Below are 18623 nucleotides of genomic sequence, written 5' to 3'. Positions count from 1 at the left end.
CGAACTCAACGACAGACCCCGCCAACGATTCGATTTCTGCACCCCAAATGAGATGATCAGAACCTTCCTGTTGCGATAACCGCTAGAAACCGCCCGTCGAGAACAACAACTACTGCCAGTCAGATGGGTGGTCAGGCGGCTGGGTGGTCAGGCGACGGCGGCCGCGGCGGGGCGCCCGGACTTGAGGCTCCTCCTGAGCTGGGGTGATGCGTCGATCTTGTCCTGCGCTGCCCGGAGGGCGCGGACTGCCACCTCCAAGGATGCCGGCGGCAAGGTGTAGGGCACGCGCATGTACTGTTCGAACGCGCCGCCCACCCCAAACCGCGGCCCTGCTGCCAAGCGGACACCGAAATCCGGTGCCAGGACCGTCAGGGCCGTGCTGCTCGGACTCGGCAGCCTGCACCATACGGTGAGTCCGCCGCGGGGCCGCTCCACCTCCCACTCGGGAAGATGCTCTGCCAGCAGTTCCATCAAAGCGGACCGGTTCTGCCGGAGTTCAGCCAGCCGGGCGTCCATCGGCTCGGAGTAGGCGCCCACCAGGCGGGCGGCGGCCAGTTGCTCCACGATTGGACCGCCCAGGTCCATGGTGGTCCTGGTGGTCACCAGGCGGTTGATGACCGATTGCTCAGCGCGGATCCACCCGGTGCGGAGGCCGGCCCAATGGGACTTGCTCAGCGACCCGATGGAGACCACCGTAGAACTGAAGGATGCCATCGGTGCCGCAGTGACGCCGTCGAGGTTCAACCCCCGCAGCGTCTCATCCACCACCAGGACCGTCCCGGCCAAAGCTGCGGCCCGTGCCAGGCGGCGCCGCTGAAGGTCGGACATGATGCGGCCGGTGGGGTTATGGAAGTCCGGGACGAGGTAGGCCATGGCTGGACGCTGCTGGTTCATGGCAGCCACCATGGCATCGATGTCCCAGCCCGCCCCGGCTCCGGCGGCCGGCATCGCCACCGGAAGCGGGCGGCACCCGGAGGCCCGGATGGCGTCCAGGGCGTTCGGGTAGGAGGGGTGTTCCACCAGGACTTTGTCCTGTTTCCCTGCCAAGGTCTTCAGGACAATGTTCAACGCGTGCTGCGCCCCGGACGTCACCAGGATCTGCTGGGCCGTGGTGGGAACGCCCTCGGCCGTGTACCTGTCCGCGATGGACTGCCGGAGCGCAGGCACTCCAATGGCGTCGTAGCCAAAGCCGGGCAGAAGGGCGGGTAGTTCGGTCAGCGCATCGGCGAAGGCGCGGTGCACCACCTCGCCTGCTGCCGGCAGCGATGCGTACGCCAGGTCCAGCAGTCCCTCCGGCGCTGCCAGCCCTGGCATGGTCACGGGCGAGCTGCGGTGCGGAATGCAGGTTCTGCCCCGGCTGCCTTGGCCTGCGGTCAGGAAACCCTGCTCCCGCAGGGTGGAGTACGCTGCCGTCACCGTGGTTCTGCTCAGGCCCAGTGTTTGGGCCAACGCCCTCTCGCTCGGCAGCGCGACGTCCAGCGGGATTCGCCCGTCCATCACCAGTAAACGCACGACGTCGGCCAGCTCCCGGTAGGCGGGCAGGGCGCCGGAGTTCCAGGAGCCGAGGAGGCGGGTGAGCGCGGTGGGATTGAGTGAGCCTGTCACCAGTCCAGTATTTCAAACTGGCTATGGAATACAAGGCCAGTTTTTCGCGATCATGGTTTCATGATGACCCGAAGAATCACCCAACTCCTGATCGGCCTTGCGATGTACGGCATTTCCCTTGCCATGTTCATCCGCGCCGGACTCGGCCTGGACCCGTGGGACGTGTTCCACCAAGGTGTGTCCCAGAAGACCGGCTTCAGCATTGGGATCGTGGTTATCGCCGTCAGTTTCCTGGTGCTGCTGCTTTGGATTCCGCTGCGGCAGATGCCGGGCATCGGAACACTCGCGAACGCCGTGCTGGTGGGTTTGTTTGCCGACCTGGGCCTTTGGCTGATTCCCGCGTTCTCGCACCTCGGTGGTCAGATTGCCATGCTGGCCGGGGCCGTGATCCTCAACGGTATTGCTTCCGCCTGCTACATCGGAGCCCGGCTGGGCCCGGGTGCGCGCGACGGCCTGATGACCGGGTTGGTGCGGCGGACGGGCTGGTCCGTTCGACTGGTCCGCACGGGGATCGAGGTTGTGGTCCTGGCGGTGGGGTGGCTGTTGGGTGGATCCGTCGGCGTGGGCACGGTGGTGTACGCCTTGGCGATTGGGCCGATCGTGCAGATATTGCTGCCCAGGTTCATCGTGCCGGAGAGGCCTGCGACGACGGCACCCACCGGGGAAACGCAACCCACCCTGGCGGCATAGCTACCTTCCGTAACGGGGCCGGGCAACCCGTCCTGAAGCGCGTTGCCCGGAGATTGCGTTGCGGGACGGTCCGGCTGGTCCCGTCTCAGTTCCTTCCGCACCACGTGGCGCTGGCTGGCACTGTGGACAGAAATAGATGTCCCTTTCCTCGGTGCCGTCCGGTGACCCCAGCAGGCCGTACTCGATGGGTGTTCCGCATCGCCGGCACGGCTGCCGCGTTCTTCCGTAGACCCAGTAGCCCGGACGCACGGCACGTGGACCCAGCGTGGAGCGCCGTCCCGGGCCAAGGTTCTCGCCCAGAAGCCGCTTGGCATCGTTTACGATCCTGGCCAGATCCGGGACCTGGCCCACCGGCAGGGCAGGGTGAACGCCGGACAGGAAACAGGAATCGCAGCGGTAGATGTTCCCGATCCCGGCGAGGTTCCGCTGATTCAGCAGGGCGTAGCCGATGGGAACATCCGGTTCAGCCTGGAGCCGCCGCAAGGCCTCGGCTTCATCCCAGTCCGGCCCAAGGAGGTCCGGTCCAAGATGGCCTACGATCTTGTCCTCTTCGCCGGTAGGCACAACCTCGAGGATGCCCAGCGAGAATCCCACGGCATCGGCCACCGCTGTCCGCAGCACGCAACGCGCTGTGTGCCCGGGCCTGGTCCACCGGCCGCCAGGTGCGTAGACCATCCACGAACCCTCCATCTTCAAATGTGAATGGATGGTGAGGGCGCGTGGTTTCCGGCTGGCCCCAGGTTCCGTATCCTCCGGACCCACCAGGCGCATCAGCAGATGTTTCCCGCGCGGCACAACCTCGGTCATGGTCCAGCCGGCAAGGTTCAGCGTGGCGAAGCGCGGCACGCGGAAATCCGAGGCCGTCACCACCTGGCCGGCAAGGGCTTGGTGGAGCTTATGGGCGGCGCGCCAGACGGAATCTCCTTCAGGCACGGATCCGCAGTCCCTTCGGCGTCGAGTAGGCGCCGGCTGCGGCGAGGGCGGCGGCGATAGGTGTTTCCAGGAGGTCGTGCCCGTTAACCTTCTCCATGAACAGCTTGTCCACGGCGCCTCGACGAACCACGCCCACCAGAGCCTCGGCAGCTACGGTGAGGGCGGCGTCGTCGTGGCTGAAGGTGAGCAGCGTCTTACCGCCGCGTTCGACGTAAAGGACCAACGCGCCGTCGACCATCACCACCAATGCCCCTGCTTTCCGTCCTGGCCGATGTCCCGAGCCGGCCTCGCCGGCCACCGTCGGCCAGGGAAGGGCGGCCCCATAGGGATTCGCAGGGTCGGTTGCCGCGAGGGCCAGCGCCGTCGGGTCTGGCTGGGCGATGCGGGCGTCCTCGGTGAAGGAGCGCAGCCGGTCAACGGTGGCGGGCACTGCGAACTGGGCTGCGCCGAGATGCTCAATAAAGTATCCGCGGCGGCAGCGCCCGGCTTCCTCCAGACGCGCGAGCACCTTGTACATGAGGCCGAAGCCGCCCAGGATGTTCTCTGCCATCACCGAACCCCGCGTCACCACCCCGTAGCGGTCCAGGAGAAGCTCGGCGGTGCCGCGGGCGTGGATGGTTGGATCCAATTCCGGCAGGGGAAGGGCGGACCAGCGTCCGACGGCGAGTGGCGGCGTGGGCGCCTGTGCCGCTACAGATCCATAGCGGCCACCGTTCAGCCCGGGGGATCCAAGGAGGCCCGCGCCGTGGCGGCCGAGTCGGCTCATGCGCGGCGCCCTGGCCCGGGGCGCCTTGGCCACTTGGCGATGGGCCGTCCGCCCGCCGGCGATCATGGCGCGCACCGGGGCAAAGGTGTCTCCGGTAACCCTTCCCGCCCAGACGAGGTCCCACAGGGCGGAAACCACGGCGTCGTCGCTCAGCACGGCATCCATGCCACCGGCAACCTCCGTGAGCTGCCGGAAGAAGTAGCCGCCGCCCGCGCCCAGATAGCCCATCAGGCGTTGCTGCGCGTCGCCGGGTTCAAACTCCGGCGACGGGTTGAGGGTGAGCTCGGCGGAATCGGCAACGTGCAGGCTGATCCAGCCGTCGTTGCCGGGCAGGGATCCGGCGCCGGACCACAAGAGTTCACCGGCTGCCATGAGTTCGTCCAGCATGGCGGGCTTGTAGTCGGCCACACGGCTGGCGAGGACCAGGGGCTCCCACGCCGAGGCCGGAACGGGGACACCTGACAATTGGTCCACGGCAGTGATGATGCCGTCCAGCCCGCGGAGTGCTTGGCTGCGTGACTTTCCGGGCGCCGTGACGTTTTGCCACGCAGGAAGGAAACGCCCGTAGGCCGCGGCATCGACGGGTTCCACTTCTGCCCTGAGCGCCGCCAGGGACCGTCGCCGGAGTTTCCGAAGGACCTCGGAATCGCACCATTCGCTGGACGGGGGAGCCTCGAGGCTGATGACGTCAGGATCAGGTGCTTGCGTTTCGGGCGCTGTGGCGTGCGGACGGAATTCGCCTTCCACCACGCGGCCATCGGCGGCGAGCCGTTTCAGCGCGGTATTGACCACCGCAACCCCGAGGCCCAGCCGCGTTGCTGCCTCGGACGCCGTGAACGGTCCGTGCGTGCGTGCATACCGGGAAACGAGGTCGCCCAAGGGATCGTTCACCGGTTCGATGAACGCCAGCGGCACACCCATCGGCAGGGGCACCCCGATGGCGTCGCGCAGCCGGGCAGCGTCCTCCACCGCAGCAAAACGTTCGACGCCGCCAATGGTCACCTTGAGTGCGCGGTTGGCCTTCTGGAGTGCCTGGAGATGGGATCCGGCCTCGGCGGTGGTTGCGGAGGCGGGCACTTCCTGGTCAATGGAGGGCTGGTCCGTGGCGTGCTCCGGCGAGGTGAGTGCGGCCCCCTCAGTGGCAGGTGCTGCCCCGGCGGCCGGAGTCTGTTCGGACCCAGGCTCCGCGGCCTGCAAACGCTCGGCCACTTCATCCACGGCAAGGGGGCCAAGCAACCGCAGCAGGTCCGCCACGCCTTCCACACCCTTGACGCGGCGGTCCGGAACCAGCCGTTGCAGTTCGCGTTCCGTGGTGTCGATGACCTTGGCGTCCAGGAGTTCGCGCAGTTCCACGCGTCCCAGGAGCTCGTTGAGGAGCGTGGAATCCAGGGCAAGCGCTGCGGCCCGGCGCTCGGCAAGGGGCGAATCGCCTTCGTAGAGGAACTGGGCCACATAACCGAACAACAAGGACTTGGCGAAGGGGGAGGGCTGCTGGGTGGTGGTCTGGACGATCCGGAGTTCGCGGCGCTCAACGGACGCGGCGATGTCCTTCAACGCAGGAAGGTCGTAGACATCCTGCAGGCATTCCCGCACCGTTTCGAGGACGATGGGAAACGCAGGGTACTTCTTGGCCACGTCCAGCAACTGCGCCGAGCGTTGGCGTTGCTGCCAGAGTGGTTGGCGTTTGGTGGGGTTCTGCCGCGGCAGCAGCAAGGCCCGGGCAGCGCATTCGCGGAACCGGGAGGCGAACAGGGCGCTGCCGCCCACCTCTGCGGTAACGATCTGTTCGAGCTCTTCGGGGTCGAAGAGGAAAAGTTCTGCGCCGGGCGGTTCGTCTTCCATCATGGGGACGCGAAGGACGATGCCGTCGTCCGCCGCCATGGCCGAGCCGTCCAGGCCATAGCGTTGCTGGAGGCGCTGGCCCACCGCGAGGGCCCAGGGTGCGTGGACCGGCATGCCGAAGGGACTGTGCAGGACCACCCGCCAGTCTCCGAGTTCATCGTGGAAGCGTTCCACCACCAGGGTGCGGTCGCTCGGGACGACTTCCGTGGCCTGTTTCTGCTCGTCCAGGTATTGGATCAGGTTGTTGGCCGCGAAGGCATCCAAACCGCTGGCCTGGCACCGTTCCATGGCCGGAGCAGGGTCGGCGGCGGAGAGCTCCCTGATGAAAGCACCGAGTGCCCGGCCAAGGTCCACGGGGCGGCCCAGCGAGTCGCCCTTCCAGAAGGGAAGTTTCCCGGGTTGGCCGAAGGCGGGGGAGACCAGCACGCGGTCGTGGGTGATGTCTTCGATCTTCCAGCTGGTGGCACCCAGCGCGAAGATGTCTCCTACGCGGGACTCGTAGACCATTTCCTCATCGAGTTCGCCGACCCGACGGCCTCCCTTGGCGGCCCGCGCCGAAGAGCTGGGACCATCGCCGTCGCCTGAAGAGCCCGTTCCCTCGACCTCTGTACCGATGATGTAGACGCCGAACAGCCCCCTGTCCGGGATGGTTCCGCCGGAGGTGACGGCCAGGCGCTGGGAGCCGGGCCGTCCTTCGATGGTTCCGGCATGCCTGTCCCACACGATGCGAGGCCGGAGTTCGGCGAATTCATCTGAAGGGTACCTGCCGGCCAGGAGATCCAGCGTTGCCTCGAACGCCGAGCGCGGAAGGCTGGCAAAGGGTGCGGACCGGCGGACTGTGCTGAACCACTCTTCGACGTCGATGCTGCCCAGCGCCGTGGCTGCCACGGTCTGTTGCGCCAGGATGTCCAAGGGATTGGTGGGTATGCTGAGCCGCTCAATCTGGCCGCTGAGCATGCGCTCCACGGTGACGCTGGTGTGCAGCAGGTCCGCCCGGTGCTTCGGGAAGAGGACGCCTTCGGAGATCTCACCCACCTGGTGTCCCGCACGGCCTACGCGCTGCAGGCCGCTGGCCACGGACGGCGGCGACTCCACCTGGATAACCAAATCCACGGCGCCCATGTCGATGCCCAGTTCAAGCGAGGACGTAGCAACCACGCAGCGCAGCCTGCCGGATTTCAGGTCATCTTCGATCAGGGCGCGCTGGTCCTTGGACACGGAGCCGTGATGTGCCCTTGCCAGGACGGGATCGGCGCCGCTGGTGCTTCCGGCTTGGGCCATCATGTGTGCCGGCGTAGCCGTGGACGTGGGGGACTTCGCGGAGTCTCCGCCCGGCGATGCGACGGCGGACGCCGCGGAACCCGGCGCGGTGTCCCACTGGCCCGAACCGCCCTGCCCGGGAGACTCGTCCCAGGCGGATCCAGCCTCGGCCATCAACTGCCGCTCGGCGTAGATCTCGTTGAGCCGGGCGGTCAGGCGCTCGGCGAGGCGACGGGAATTGGCGAACACGATGGTGGATTGCTTGGAAAGGACGAGATCCACGATCTGTTCCTCCACGTGCGGCCAAATGGAGGCCTGTGGCTGCAGCCCTGATGCGGGGCCCGAGTCGAACGCCCCGGAAGCACCCTGCAGGTCCGACATGTCCTCCACAGGTACGGTGACGGTGAGGTTCCAGTTCTTCTTGGACGGCGGAGCCACGATCTCGACGGGAGCCTGGCCGGCCAGGAACTGTGCAACGAGTTCACGGGGCTGCACCGTTGCCGAAAGCCCGATGCGCTGGGCCGGCTTGGGCAGCAGAGCGTCGAGCCGCTCCAAAGACACTGCGAGGTGGGCGCCACGCTTGGTGCCGGCCACAGCGTGGACCTCGTCGATGATGATGGTGTCCACTTCGCTCAACGTTTCCCGGGCCCGGGACGTCAGCATGAGGAACAGGGACTCCGGGGTGGTGATGAGGATGTCCGGCGGGTTGGTCAACAGCGTGCGGCGATCCGCCGCCGTCGTATCCCCGGAGCGGACGCCCACCGTCACGAGGGGAGCCGGCAGCCCCAAACGCTTGGCGGTTTGCGTGATGCCGATCAGCGGCGAGCGGAGGTTGCGTTCCACGTCCACGCCCAGTGCTTTCAGGGGCGAGATATACAGGACGCGCGTCTTGGTTTTTGGCTTCCTGGGCCGCTTGCCCGCGGGGACCTCTTCCAAGCCGGGCAGAGTGTCCGTGGGTGTTGAATGCAGACGGTCCAAAGCCCACAGGAAGGCTGCGAGCGTTTTGCCCGAGCCGGTGGGAGCCACCACCAAGGCATGGGAACCGGAAGAGATCGCGTTCCATGCGCCATCTTGGGCAGGCGTGGGCTCGCTGAATGCGCCGAGGAACCATTCCCTGGTTGCCTGGCTGAAACGGCTGATGGCGCCGGAAGACGCCTGCTGCTCCTGCATTCCTCCATCATGCCCCACGGCACGGACAGAATAAGGTCCGGCAGAAGAAGCGCCAGATCATGCCCGGTCCGTGGGGTGGAGGTCAGACTGCCTGGAAAGCGGTGATGCTCAGGAGCTTGATGCCCGCGTTGCTGCAAGCATCGTGCGGTTCGGCGACGAACAGGGAGGCCGTATCTTCCGGCGGGTAGATCCGGTAGCCGGCCGCCGCAACCTTGGTGCAGTCGCCGTAGTTCCCGGCCTGGGTGTAACGGAGTTCGGCCCACGCAGCCTTGCCCGGTGCCAGCTCGATCTTGGTGACGGGGGTGGTTGTCTCACGCGTTGCGGGTTCGCCGATCGGTGCCCCGTTGGCGTCGGCCGTCAGGGAAACTCCGGCGAAGCCTTCAAGCGTGCACGTGGCAGAACCGGAGTTGGTCAGGATCAGCTTCTCGTAGATGCTGCCCGCTGCGCCGCCACCCGTTGAGTCCGTGGTCGCCGTGAGGGAGGCCGCCTTGCACAACCCCGGACCTGCGGGAGCCGCGGATGTCGCGGAACCCGACGGTGAGGAGCTCGCGGAAGCGGAGGCCGAGGCGCTGGCCGAGGAGGATGCCGACGGCGAAGATGATGTAGGCGGGGCGCTGCTGCTCCCTGCAGGGCTGGGGCTGGGTCCACAGGCGGCAATAAGCAGCAGTGACGCGGCCGCCGTCGTCGTTAGAAGTCCGGTTTTGATGCGCTGAGTCCACATGGGCACCAGCCTTGCCGCGGCCGTGGCACGAGTCAATCGAGCCACGGCCGGGGCGACGGATTGGCGCCCGGATCGTAATCTTTCAGGGCGCCTGGCCAGTTACTTGGTCGTCTTGGAGCGGCGGAAGAACGCTGCCGCGCCCAGGACCAGGCCTGCGATACCGGCCAGCATGCCGGCCCAGCTGCGGGCCGTGGAGCCATCGTCGGTCACGGAGGATGCTTGTTCCGTGGACACCGTGGCAGCAGCGTGGTGATCGCCCGACGCATCAGCGGCGGTGATGGCAACCGACGGGGCCGGCGACTTCAGGTCGTGCTCGTTCTGTCCATCCTTGGGAATTTCCGACCAGTCCGTCTGACCCTGCTCGCACGTCTGCAGCGTGGGGAAGTAGATGGTCTTGCCGGCAGCGTCCGGCAGCTTGACGGAAAGGACCAAAGCGTCGCGCAGGTGGGGATCCAGGGGCGTCTTGGCCGTGTAAACGATCTGGCTGGTCCGCTTGGTGATGGACGTGCCGTCGTCGAGCTTCTTGGGCTCGGCAAGCGTTTCGGTCACCTTCTCCACTGTCCAGTTGGGGTTGACCGTGGGCTGTGCATCGGTCAGTTCCTGGGGGAGGTTGATGGTGACCTTGGTGGTGGGGGACGTGTCGCAGCCGTGCGGGATGCCGAACGTCACCAGGGCGTACGAGTTGGCGGCGGTTTTGTCCGGAGTGGCGCCAACATGGGCGGACGCGCCGGCGAGTCCGGCCATCATCAAGGCGGCGGTGCCACCGGCCACGGCGGTAGCGGACAGGGTACGGCGGAGGGTGGAGTTTTTCATGGGATGGCCTTTCAGGGTGCGCCTGGAAACGGCGCGGGGTACGGGTTTGGGGCCCGTCACCGTGGAAGGGCTGGTGCCGGGCGGAACTAAGGACGTACGACGGCGGCCGGCGGGCCGCGGCGGCTGTCTTGCCTGAGGTTCCGCCATGGGCGGGGGATGAAAACGTCAGGTGCTCCGACGGCGACAGGCGTGGCACCGGCGTCGGGCTTGAAAAGCAACGACGGCAGGGTGACCAGCGGACGCAGCCACGCGGCCAGTTGCCACAACGCGTCTTCGCCCTTGGCGAGCACGGCCGCTGAAGCAACCGTTGCCATCACGTGCGCAATGAACATCAGGGCGCCGGCCGTGGTGCCAAGCTCGTGCAGGTGGGTGGCCGGATCCACGATGGGCGCCAGGCTCTCTGTCCCCGGGTGATGGCCCCCCGCAGGTGCTGCCGCGTCAATCGGAGCCAAAGAAGTGAAGGCCTGGTGCAACACCAACTGGCTTGCGCCCACAAGCGCCGTCATGGCCGCGACATTCAGCTTGAAACGGGTTGCGAGCGTTGCCGCGAGCCCGGTCAGCGCGATGAGTGCCGCGAGTACCGGAGCCGTGGGGAGCGCCCCGCCGCCAAGTACGTGGGCTCCCGCCGCCAGCAGGACGACCACCACGGAAAGTGCGCCGGACCGAAGGGCATGGAAGGGCGACCGGGGCTGCGAAGTGCGCACGGAGTCCTCCCTTTGTTCGCCGGCTGGGTTGGCAACGGCTTTGATTCTATCGGGACTTCGTTGCCGTGCCGCCCTTGGATGGCTTCCTGGCCGACTCAGAGGCGACCGCCCGGGGACCGGCCGCGGCACTGGCAGCAATGGTGATGAGTGCTCCGAGGATCATGGCCGCGCCCTCGCCCGGTTGCAGGAGGTGCAGTTGCGAACCGATGGTTGCCGCTGCCACCGGGACGCCCAGTTGTGATGCCGAGAGGACAACCAAGGGGAAGGGCTGCCCGAGCAGTCGCGTTGCGGAGTGGACAATGAGCGTGCCTGCCCCGAGGCAGAGGCCCAAGAGAATCATCTGAGGGTTGCTGCCGAGGTCGTTCACGTTCAGTGAGGCCCCAAGCCAGACGAAGAAGACCGGCCCAAGGAAGCCGTCGCTGACTGCGAACAGTTGATGGGCCAGGCGCCGAGGTTCGCCCACTGCCGCCACTGCCAGGCCGAACGAGAATCCCGCCAGCATCACCGACACGTGGCCCAGGACGGCCAAACCGGCCAAGGCGAACAACAAGGCCAACTGGATCCGCAGTTCCAGGGCGAACTTCCGGTCCTCCGAAACGTCGTGCAGGCGCCCGCGCGTGCCGCTGCGCTCGAAGGCGCGGAGTACGAAGAACAGCGCCACGGCGCAGGCCGCCACCGCTGCCGCCCCCAACGCCGCACGCCCGGCATTGGGCGGATCGACGGCGAGTGGCAGCGCCACGATGCAGGCAATATCGGCAATGGCCACCTGCGCCGTCATGGTCAGGACCTTTGGACCGCCGAGTTTCAACGAGTCCACGATCGGGAGCACCAGGGCTGCGGAGGAAGAGGCCAGCAGCACGATATACAGCGGCGCGTGGCCCGTCCCAAAAACAGCTGCTGTGCCGATCCCCGCGGCGACCGCCAGAGCAGCTGCCACTCCAGCCCTGGCTGCGCCACTGCCCAGCGCTGCCCGGATGGCCTTGTCACGGATGGGGACGTGCGTGCCGGCCACAAACATGATCAACGCGAAGCCAACGTCGGCCAGCAGCGTGAACGTGGGGTCGGCCGGATCCACGAGTTTCAGACCGGTGCGGCCTATCAGGATGCCCGCCAAGAGTTGTCCGAGGACCACGGGCAAATGCCATTTTCGAGGCAACGCAAGCAGTGGCCCCAGAAGGGCCACTGCCGAAATCAGGGAGAGTTGAAGGAACGTCACCGGTTTGGGGAGTCTGCAAGTTTGAGCGGAATGTCTGTGTTCTCGTCCGGCATTGTCAGCGTCCCTCCTGTTTGGGCCTGCGGGTGAAAGTAGGTCCCGGCGGCGCCGGCACCCTGGCCGGGTCAGTGGTGGAACGACGACGGCGGAGCTCAAGTCCCAGGCTTTCCTCACCTCGCGCCATGGCCCAGTGGTGGTTGGCCGAGAAGGCCGGTTTGAGGAGCCAGCTCAATCTGCGCAAGAGGGGCTTCGCAGTGCTGACCCGCCAGTCATAGGTGATGACAACCTCCGGGCCGTCCGTCTCGAAGGTCCAGCGGCCAGTTCCGTTGAGGTCGCCCTTGGCCGTGAGTGCGAAGCCGTGCACGGTCACCGGCTCGGTGACCGTCAGCCTCCAACGCAGCGTGTAGGGCAGCCAACCCTTGGTATGGAGGTCGAAGGAGTTGCCGATGCCATCAGGGCTTCCTGTGCTCACCGGCGTGACCGCAAGGTAGACAGCCGGCCACCACTGTTTCAGGGTGCCCGCGTCTCCCAGGACATCCACGACTTCCTGCAGCGTTCCCGCCACGCGCCACACCGTGACGAACTCGTAGTCGGTGCTCTTGCCTGTCCTGCTGGTTGACCCGGCCATTGTTGCCTCCACGGTCCGTGCGGCTCCGAGGGTGTCCTTGTGGCATCCGTGAATAATGTACCGCCGGGCGGTGCTGGGAGTTAGATGCTGAAGCGCGGACGCGGCGATGTCGAGTCGAGATCCATCCTAAAAGTCTGGGGTTGTAAAAGCCAAGGGTTTTGAATAGGCTCGTGAGTGCGTTGGGATGTAATTCTCGGAGATGAGGTAGCAGATTGGCTGGATCATCTCGACATGGCGTCATATGAGCTGATAATTGCGGCATTAATGGTTCTTTCTGAAGCCGGTCCGGCTCTGGGAAGGCCGTTGGTAGACACGATTACTGGGTCAAGGATCAAGAATCTGAAGGAGCTTCGCCCCGGCTCCAAAGGTCGCAGTGAGATACGCATCCTCTTTGCGTTTGACCCGACGAGGCGAGCCATCCTTCTCGTAGCAGGCGACAAGGCCGGCAACTGGAAGAGATGGTACAAAACGAACATCCCTATCGCAGAGGATCGTTGGCAAGAACACTTAGGAGGAAGTCGTTGAGCCCCAGAACTCTCAAAGAGCAGCTCGAAGCACGCCCCGTGGATGCTGCACGAGTAAACGAACTTGCCGAGGAGATGCGGCGTGAAGTTCGCGCCTATCGGCTTGCCGAAATCAGGACTCGCCTGCAGGTTTCCCAGGTTGCTTTGGCGCGGGAAGCCCACATTAGTCAGAATCGCGTCTCGCAGATTGAGCGAGGCAACATCGAACATACGCAAATCGACACGCTGCGCAAGTACATCGAAGCCCTCGGTGGAACAGTCGAAGTAACCGCGCGTTTTGGATCCGAACGGTTCGACCTCGTGTCGTGACGCCGTTTTGAGGCCTACCTGAGTTGGGTAGGCCTCCCCATGCCCTCCGCGGGTGGCGCTGGGTTAGCATGGAGCCGAAATTCTCCATCGAAAGGATTTACCCATGCGCAAAACAACCCGACGCGTCACGTTGGCGCTCACGTCTGTGGCGGCCAGCCTTGTCCTCGGCGGCACGCTGAGCGTCGCTGCTCCCGCACCGGCCGAGGCCGCTGGACGTTGCGTTGACTACAACTACAGTTACGGCGGGTACTCCAGCTGTGTCGGCAACATCCAGACCCTGCTGAACGCCTTCCGTACGCGGATTGGCTCTCCGTATGGGACCCTCTCCGTGGACAACTCCTATGGCCCGGCCACCCGCAACGCCGTTATCGGATTCCAGCGCTATTGGGGACTCCAGGCTGACGGCATTGTTGGCCCGCGGACGTGGAACATTCTGTGCGCGCCGCAGATGGGACCCGGCCCGATCAGCTGGTACCCGTACTCTGCTGCACGTGCGTCGGGCTGCAACATCTAGCCCCCTCCACCTGTAAGATCCAGCATCCCGGCGAAAGTCAGGCGAACGGCGTACCGCTGGTCGCGACGAGCATGCCATACTCCTTGGCGTCCAAAAGAAGGTGTTCATCCGACGGGTTGAGCATCATGCCGTAGACAGCGTGAACACCCTGATAGTCGAATTGGCAGAACTCCAGTGTTTGACGTACCGGGGCGAGGTACTCCTCGAGGCTCCTTCGGGCAACCCCTTGAGCGGTGTAAGTATCCAAGGTGCTGCCGACCGAAACAGCCAGCCAAGCCTTCTTGCCGTGCAACTGGGAGGCGGAGCCGTCCAGGGTAAAGGCGAAACCGTAGGTCAGCACGGCATCGAACCATGCCTTGACCAGCGGGGTAACGCTGTACCAGCACAACGGGAACTGCAGTATCACGGTGTCGTGCTCGCGAAGCAACTGCTGCTCGTGCGGGACATCGATGCTGAACTCCGGGTAGGCACGATACAGATCGTGGACGGTGACACTTTCCAAGTTTCCGATCTCGGCGAGTCGGGCAGCGTTGGCACGGGAATCCGCGAGGTTCGGGTGGGCAACAATGATCAGGGTTCGATGAGAGGTCAAAGCATTTCCGTTTCCAAGCCGAATGAGTAACTACGTGGACAGCTAACTCGGCCAGCGGTCCTGAGCGCTTTCTCTGGCGCCAGATTGACGGCTTTGTTCCACCGACGGCAGTCGGGATGGTGGATTATCACGCGCGCCGACGGTTCCGACCAGGCACGATCGTTTGTTCCTCAGGCCGTTTGCGCTTTGCTTGAAACGAGTGTGCTGGGTGCGTTTTGGCCCGGATAGATACTGCGGTGGACGTCGATGAATGCCCGCGAAGCTTTGCTACACTGCTGGGGACTCAGCAGGTGGTTCCAGCGGATGCACCCGGCGCCGAGCGCGTCTGGGTACCGACCGGGGCCGCCGGTCAGGCCGTTTGGCACTGGCTTTTCAATTCGCGGGAACACCAAATCCAGTGAGGTGCTCCCAACTCGGGATCCTAGGAAAACGGTGTCGCGTACAGTGCTGAGGGTTTCTGGCCGTAGCTGGTCAGGTGGCCGTACTTTTGAGTCAATGGCGTCCAGTGTCGACGAGTTGGACCTTCGTATTGTTCACGCCCTGCGGATAGACGGCCGTGTGCCGTTCAGTCGCATTGCTGAGGTTTTGGACGTCTCCACACAGACCGTTGCCCGTCGTTTCCGGCGGCTGAGCAGGGAAGTCTCCCTACGCGTCGTTGGCGTCGTGAATCCGCAGAGGTCGTCACGCGAGAAGTGGATTCTTAGACTCTCTACCCGTCCGACCAGCGCTCAAAATGTGGCCGAAAACCTCGCCCGGCGCGGCGACACGATGTGGGTGCGACGTATGTCCGGGGGACAAGAAATTTGTCTTGTGACTGTCGCGAGTACCGACGAGCACCAGACTCTGCTGTTCCGCGACATCCCACGAACGTCCAGCATCACCGACGTATCGGCGCACCGCTTGCTGCACACCTATCTTGGTGGTCCCACTGCATGGCAGGGTCACAGGACTGCGCTAACGAGCCGGCAGCAGGAGCACCTGGCCCAGGAATCTGACGCGTTGGGTGGCGTCGATAAATCAGGGGAAGTCCTTGCGCCGGACGTGGCGGACTGGGAGATCCTGCTCGGATTACAGCGAAACGGACGAATGAGCTTCGCGGATCTGGCCGCCGAGACCGGCCTGTCGGTGTCGACAGTGATGAGGCGAATCGCTGCCCTGCGGTTGGGCGGCATTCTCTCCTTTGACGTCGAGATCGGAGCCGAGGTGTACGGCATCACTACGCAAGCTCTGCTCTGGATGTCGGTGGCTCCCGCTCACTTGAACCAGGCAGCAAGAACTCTCATGCGGCAGAACGAGATAGCCTTTCTGGCCTCCACCACGGGCACAAGCAATCTGGTGGCCCTGGCTCTTTGCAGAACCCCGAATGACCTGCACGAGTACTTGGCAAACGGACTGAGCTCTCTGGACATAATCCATACTGTCGAGACGAGCCCTGTCCAAGAGACCTTGAAAACCTGCAGTCCCATGCTGCGCGCTTTTCCGGGGCAGCGGTAACTCCTTTTCAGTTGAGCGCGAGGCCATCACGGCCTGGGCGGGTGAGTTTTCCACAGCTCACGGAAAGTGGTTTCGCGCTTCGATGGAACTCCCGGCAGATTGTTAGCGACACACAATCCCCGCTTTGGCGCATCTCGTGATGCGTCGAAAGGAATTCCATGAGCCACGATCAGCCAAACCCCACTCCGCCGCCGGGCTACCAGCCGCCACCGGAGTACCAGCAAGCACCTGGCTACCAACAACCGGGCGGCTACCAGCCGCCGCCCGCGTACCAGGGCGGCGGACAGCCCTTTCAGGCACCTCCGGGATTTGAGCCAAACATTCAGCCTTCGGCCGTGTCTGACAAGACGTTCCTCGTGACGTGGCTCCTTTCCCTCTTCCTGGGCGGGCTCGGGGCGGACCGCTTCTATCTCGGAAAGATCGGCACGGGTATCGCCAAGTTGCTGACTCTCGGGGGCTTGGGTATCTGGGCTCTCGTGGACCTCGCCTTCACGCTGCTCAACCTGCAGACTGACAAGGAGGGGCGCAAGCTGGCGGCATATGACCAGCACAAACTTGTCGCCCTCATCGTTTCGGTGGTGCTGGTGGCCGGTGGCCTCTTTGCCGGTGTGGCCCGGACTGCCTCAGCGTTAGCGGATGCCATGGATCCTCCCACTGTTTCTGAAGAGCGCGAACCGCTCGCCAAACCTCTTCCCACCACCTCCAGCGCTCCCAAGACCAAGACCAATAGCCGCGGCAACCTTGAAATGGCTCTAGGTGATGTGGGGACACTCAATGACCGCGGCGGAAAGGGCGCAGTCCAGGTCAAGTTCATTGTCAACAGCATCAAGCCCGTGACCTGTACCAGGCCGTATGCCAGAGCCGCAGAGAACGGCAAACTCCTGGCCGTGGACATCAGCGCTGAAACTACGCCGGAGTTGGCCAACGCTGTGATTCCACGGTTCGACCTGAGCGGCTACGACTTCAAGTTCATCGGTAAGGATGGCAAGACCTTCAACGGTTCGCTGAGCGGACCTGCAACCTACTCGTGCCTTGACGATTCCGAGACGTTTCCCATCTCCGGGATGGGTCCGGGCGAGAAAGCGGAGGGCGTGGTGATCATTGATGTGCCCGCGTCATCGGGAACCCTCATCCTCAAGCCGGCCCTTTCCGGCGGATTTGAGTACAAGTTCTAGCCAATGCGAAAGGCCCCCGTTCCCTTCAAACAAGGGGAACCGGGGCCTTTCCATGTGGCGGTGACGGTGGGATTTGAACCCACGTTGGCTTTTACACCAAACAACATTTCGAGTGTTGCACCTTCGGCCGCTCGGACACGTCACCAACTGAAATAGGGTACCGGAGGTGGGCGCTGTTCCCCAAAACGGGGCCGCAAGAGTGCCGCAGGACACAGGCCAACTTCCGTCCGGGGCACCCCGGCGATAGATTCATAAGTATCATGACTATCTCCGAAGAGCGCACAGCCCCAAACGAGGCCACAGCCTACTGGGTCACCAGGTCCGGACACGGTGAGCTGCGCCCTGAAGCGCTGCCCACGCCGCAGCCGGACGAGGCGTTGGTCAGGACGCTGTACTCGGGAGTCAGCCGCGGTACGGAGCGCGTGGTCCACGAAGGGCGTGTCCCGCCCAGGGTTGCCGAGCGGATGCACGCCCCGCACCAAGAGGGCGATTTCCCGGGGCCGGTGAAGTACGGCTATTTGAACGTCGGCGTCGTGGAAGCGGGGCCCCAGGAGTGGTTGGGCAAGACCGTCTTCAGCCTGCACCCGCACCAGGATTACTACGTTGTCCCCACCAGCCAACTCACCGAGATCCCCAACGCCATCCCCGCCCGTCGAGCGGTCCTGACCGGCATCGTCGAGGTGGCCGTCAACGCACTGTGGGAAGCCGGGCCGCGGCTGGGTGACCGTGTCGCCGTCGTCGGTGGTGGCCTGGTGGGCGGCGCCTTGGCGACGCTCCTGCGGAAGTACCCCCTGGGTCGACTGCAGTTGGTGGACGCCGACCCGGCCAAGCAAGAGCTCGCTCAGACACTTGGTATCGACTTCGCAGAACCGCACGAAGCCAAGAACGACTGCGACATCGTCTTCCACTGCTCCGCTACCGACGCCGGCCTCAAGCTCAGCCTCCAGCTTGCCGGGGACGATTCCGACGTCATCGAGCTCTCCTGGTTCGCGGACAAGGAAGTCACCCTGCCGCTCGGCGAGGATTTCCATGCCCGCCGGCTCACCATCCGTTCCAGCCAAGTGGGCGAGGTGGCCATGCCTCGCCGCCACAGGCGCACCACCGCACAGCGACTGGAAACTGCGGTGGCAGCGCTGGAAGATCCACTGTTCGACACGTTCCTGAAGAGTGAGTGCGTGTTCCGGAACCTGCCCGGCACGCTTGCAGATTTGTTGGAAAAGCCGGGTGGTTTTTGCCACGTGGTCGCCTATCCGAAGCCGGAGGAGTAAGACATGTTCAGCCTGACCGTCCGACGCCATTTCATGATCGCCCACAGCCTTCCCCGGGAAGCGTTCGGGCCCGCGCAGGGCCTGCACGGGGCAACGTTCGTTGCCGAAGTCTCGTTCCGGCGCTCCAAGCTCAATGACGACGCCATTGTCTTGGACATCGGCGCTGCCGGGAGCATCCTCGATGACGTCCTGGCGGACTTGAATTACAAGAACCTGGACGAACACCCCGCTTTCACGGGCAAACTGTCCACCACGGAGGCCCTTGCCCAACACATCGCCGGGGCCGTGGCAGCCCGGATCACCGAAACCGCCGACGGCCGGGCGCTTGCCGGGATCGACGTAGTCCTCCGCGAGAACCCGGACGCGTGGGCGGGCTTCTCACTGGAGCTCCCGGGCGACTGA

The 18623-nt window shown here is 64.7% G+C and carries 17 protein-coding genes and 1 tRNA gene; 8 read left to right on the top strand and 10 right to left on the bottom strand.

Going from position 1 to position 18623, the window contains the following annotated elements:
• Window positions 1–147: 147 nt before the first annotated feature.
• A complete protein-coding gene (locus tag ACIQTZ_RS15735) occupies window positions 148–1605 on the bottom strand; it encodes a PLP-dependent aminotransferase family protein (RefSeq protein WP_402982142.1) in 1458 nt (485 codons plus the stop codon).
• A 60-nt stretch (window positions 1606–1665) separates the two neighbouring features.
• On the opposite strand from ACIQTZ_RS15735, the gene ACIQTZ_RS15730 reads away from it, so the two are divergent.
• On the top strand, window positions 1666–2295 hold the full coding sequence (locus ACIQTZ_RS15730; protein ID WP_400335764.1) for a YitT family protein: 630 nt from the start codon (window positions 1666–1668) through the stop codon (window positions 2293–2295).
• Here the strand turns inward: ACIQTZ_RS15730 and ACIQTZ_RS15725 are convergent, their stop codons facing one another.
• From ACIQTZ_RS15725 to ACIQTZ_RS15695, 7 genes are all read right to left on the bottom strand, one after another.
• On the bottom strand, window positions 2296–3228 hold the full coding sequence (locus tag ACIQTZ_RS15725) for a DNA-formamidopyrimidine glycosylase family protein (RefSeq protein WP_402982141.1): 933 nt from the start codon (window positions 3226–3228) through the stop codon (window positions 2296–2298). It lies immediately after the preceding gene.
• Window positions 3221–8266 carry a DEAD/DEAH box helicase gene (locus ACIQTZ_RS15720; RefSeq protein ID WP_402982139.1) on the bottom strand — a complete coding sequence of 1682 codons (5046 nt, stop codon included), beginning with the start codon at window positions 8264–8266 and terminating at the stop codon, window positions 3221–3223. Before ACIQTZ_RS15720 ends, ACIQTZ_RS15725 begins: the two co-directional genes overlap by 8 nt.
• Window positions 8267–8348: 82 nt before the next feature.
• On the bottom strand, window positions 8349–8987 hold the full coding sequence (locus ACIQTZ_RS15715) for a DUF4232 domain-containing protein (RefSeq protein ID WP_402950161.1): 639 nt from the start codon (window positions 8985–8987) through the stop codon (window positions 8349–8351).
• A gap of 99 nt (window positions 8988–9086) precedes the next feature.
• Complete coding sequence (locus tag ACIQTZ_RS15710) at window positions 9087–9800, bottom strand: YcnI family protein (protein WP_402982137.1); 714 nt, start codon at window positions 9798–9800, stop codon at window positions 9087–9089.
• 86 nt (window positions 9801–9886) lie between these two features.
• Window positions 9887–10504 carry a hypothetical protein gene (locus ACIQTZ_RS15705; protein WP_402982136.1) on the bottom strand — a complete coding sequence of 206 codons (618 nt, stop codon included), beginning with the start codon at window positions 10502–10504 and terminating at the stop codon, window positions 9887–9889.
• Window positions 10505–10550: 46 nt separating this feature from the next.
• Window positions 10551–11720, bottom strand: a complete 1170-nt coding sequence (locus ACIQTZ_RS15700; RefSeq protein WP_402982134.1) for a cation:proton antiporter — start codon at window positions 11718–11720, stop codon at window positions 10551–10553.
• Window positions 11721–11775: 55 nt separating this feature from the next.
• Window positions 11776–12345, bottom strand: coding sequence for an SRPBCC family protein (locus tag ACIQTZ_RS15695; RefSeq protein ID WP_402982133.1), 570 nt, complete (start codon window positions 12343–12345; stop codon window positions 11776–11778).
• Between the two features lie 174 nt (window positions 12346–12519).
• On the opposite strand from ACIQTZ_RS15695, the gene ACIQTZ_RS15690 reads away from it, so the two are divergent.
• The 3 genes from ACIQTZ_RS15690 to ACIQTZ_RS15680 all read left to right on the top strand — a co-directional run bounded on the left by ACIQTZ_RS15690 (window position 12520) and on the right by ACIQTZ_RS15680 (window position 13692).
• Window positions 12520–12870: a type II toxin-antitoxin system RelE/ParE family toxin gene (locus ACIQTZ_RS15690; RefSeq protein WP_402982131.1), complete on the top strand. Its 351-nt coding sequence runs from the start codon at window positions 12520–12522 to the stop codon at window positions 12868–12870.
• The gene (locus tag ACIQTZ_RS15685) at window positions 12867–13178 is read left to right on the top strand and encodes an XRE family transcriptional regulator (protein ID WP_402950147.1); all 312 of its coding nucleotides are present in this window, start codon (window positions 12867–12869) and stop codon (window positions 13176–13178) included. The genes ACIQTZ_RS15690 and ACIQTZ_RS15685 overlap by 4 nt, the downstream gene beginning before the upstream one ends.
• Before the next feature lie 103 nt (window positions 13179–13281).
• Window positions 13282–13692 carry a peptidoglycan-binding protein gene (locus ACIQTZ_RS15680; protein ID WP_402982129.1) on the top strand — a complete coding sequence of 137 codons (411 nt, stop codon included), beginning with the start codon at window positions 13282–13284 and terminating at the stop codon, window positions 13690–13692.
• Window positions 13693–13729: 37 nt separating this feature from the next.
• Here ACIQTZ_RS15680 and ACIQTZ_RS15675 read toward each other — a convergent pair whose 3' ends face one another.
• Window positions 13730–14284, bottom strand: coding sequence for an NAD(P)H-dependent oxidoreductase (locus tag ACIQTZ_RS15675; RefSeq protein ID WP_402982128.1), 555 nt, complete (start codon window positions 14282–14284; stop codon window positions 13730–13732).
• A gap of 495 nt (window positions 14285–14779) precedes the next feature.
• Here ACIQTZ_RS15675 and ACIQTZ_RS15670 point away from each other — a divergent pair, with 495 nt between their 5' ends.
• On the top strand, window positions 14780–15778 hold the full coding sequence (locus ACIQTZ_RS15670) for an Lrp/AsnC family transcriptional regulator (RefSeq protein WP_402982126.1): 999 nt from the start codon (window positions 14780–14782) through the stop codon (window positions 15776–15778).
• Between the two features lie 158 nt (window positions 15779–15936).
• Entirely contained in the window at window positions 15937–16953 is a 1017-nt protein-coding gene (locus ACIQTZ_RS15665; RefSeq protein WP_402982124.1) for an NINE protein, read from the top strand.
• Between the two features lie 55 nt (window positions 16954–17008).
• On the opposite strand, the gene ACIQTZ_RS15660 is transcribed toward ACIQTZ_RS15665, so the two are convergent.
• Window positions 17009–17098: transfer RNA gene (locus tag ACIQTZ_RS15660), tRNA-Ser, on the bottom strand.
• 115 nt (window positions 17099–17213) lie between these two features.
• Here ACIQTZ_RS15660 and ACIQTZ_RS15655 point away from each other — a divergent pair.
• A complete protein-coding gene (locus ACIQTZ_RS15655) occupies window positions 17214–18221 on the top strand; it encodes a zinc-binding alcohol dehydrogenase (RefSeq protein WP_402982123.1) in 1008 nt (335 codons plus the stop codon).
• 3 nt (window positions 18222–18224) lie between these two features.
• A complete protein-coding gene (locus ACIQTZ_RS15650; protein ID WP_402950130.1) occupies window positions 18225–18623 on the top strand; it encodes a 6-pyruvoyl trahydropterin synthase family protein in 399 nt (132 codons plus the stop codon).

It is taken from the genome of Paenarthrobacter sp. NPDC090520, from assembly GCF_044769205.1.
GTDB lineage: Bacteria > Actinomycetota > Actinomycetes > Actinomycetales > Micrococcaceae > Arthrobacter.
Note: the sequence above shows the minus strand (reverse complement) of the source record. Positions and strands in the feature narration are given on the sequence as shown.

Excerpts from the sequence above, each read along its gene's own strand:
- ACIQTZ_RS15730 (WP_400335764.1), top strand. The coding sequence starts at position 1,666 with ATGATGACCCGAAGAATCACCCAACTCCTGATCGGCCTTGCGATGTAC.
- ACIQTZ_RS15720 (WP_402982139.1), bottom strand. The coding sequence starts at position 8,266 with ATGCAGGAGCAGCAGGCGTCTTCCGGCGCCATCAGCCGTTTCAGCCAG.
- ACIQTZ_RS15715 (WP_402950161.1), bottom strand. The coding sequence starts at position 8,987 with ATGTGGACTCAGCGCATCAAAACCGGACTTCTAACGACGACGGCGGCC.
- ACIQTZ_RS15710 (WP_402982137.1), bottom strand. The coding sequence starts at position 9,800 with ATGAAAAACTCCACCCTCCGCCGTACCCTGTCCGCTACCGCCGTGGCC.
- ACIQTZ_RS15695 (WP_402982133.1), bottom strand. The coding sequence starts at position 12,345 with ATGGCCGGGTCAACCAGCAGGACAGGCAAGAGCACCGACTACGAGTTC.
- ACIQTZ_RS15680 (WP_402982129.1), top strand. The coding sequence starts at position 13,282 with ATGCGCAAAACAACCCGACGCGTCACGTTGGCGCTCACGTCTGTGGCG.
- ACIQTZ_RS15670 (WP_402982126.1), top strand. The coding sequence starts at position 14,780 with ATGGCGTCCAGTGTCGACGAGTTGGACCTTCGTATTGTTCACGCCCTG.
- ACIQTZ_RS15665 (WP_402982124.1), top strand. The coding sequence starts at position 15,937 with ATGAGCCACGATCAGCCAAACCCCACTCCGCCGCCGGGCTACCAGCCG.
- ACIQTZ_RS15655 (WP_402982123.1), top strand. The coding sequence starts at position 17,214 with ATGACTATCTCCGAAGAGCGCACAGCCCCAAACGAGGCCACAGCCTAC.
- ACIQTZ_RS15650 (WP_402950130.1), top strand. The coding sequence starts at position 18,225 with ATGTTCAGCCTGACCGTCCGACGCCATTTCATGATCGCCCACAGCCTT.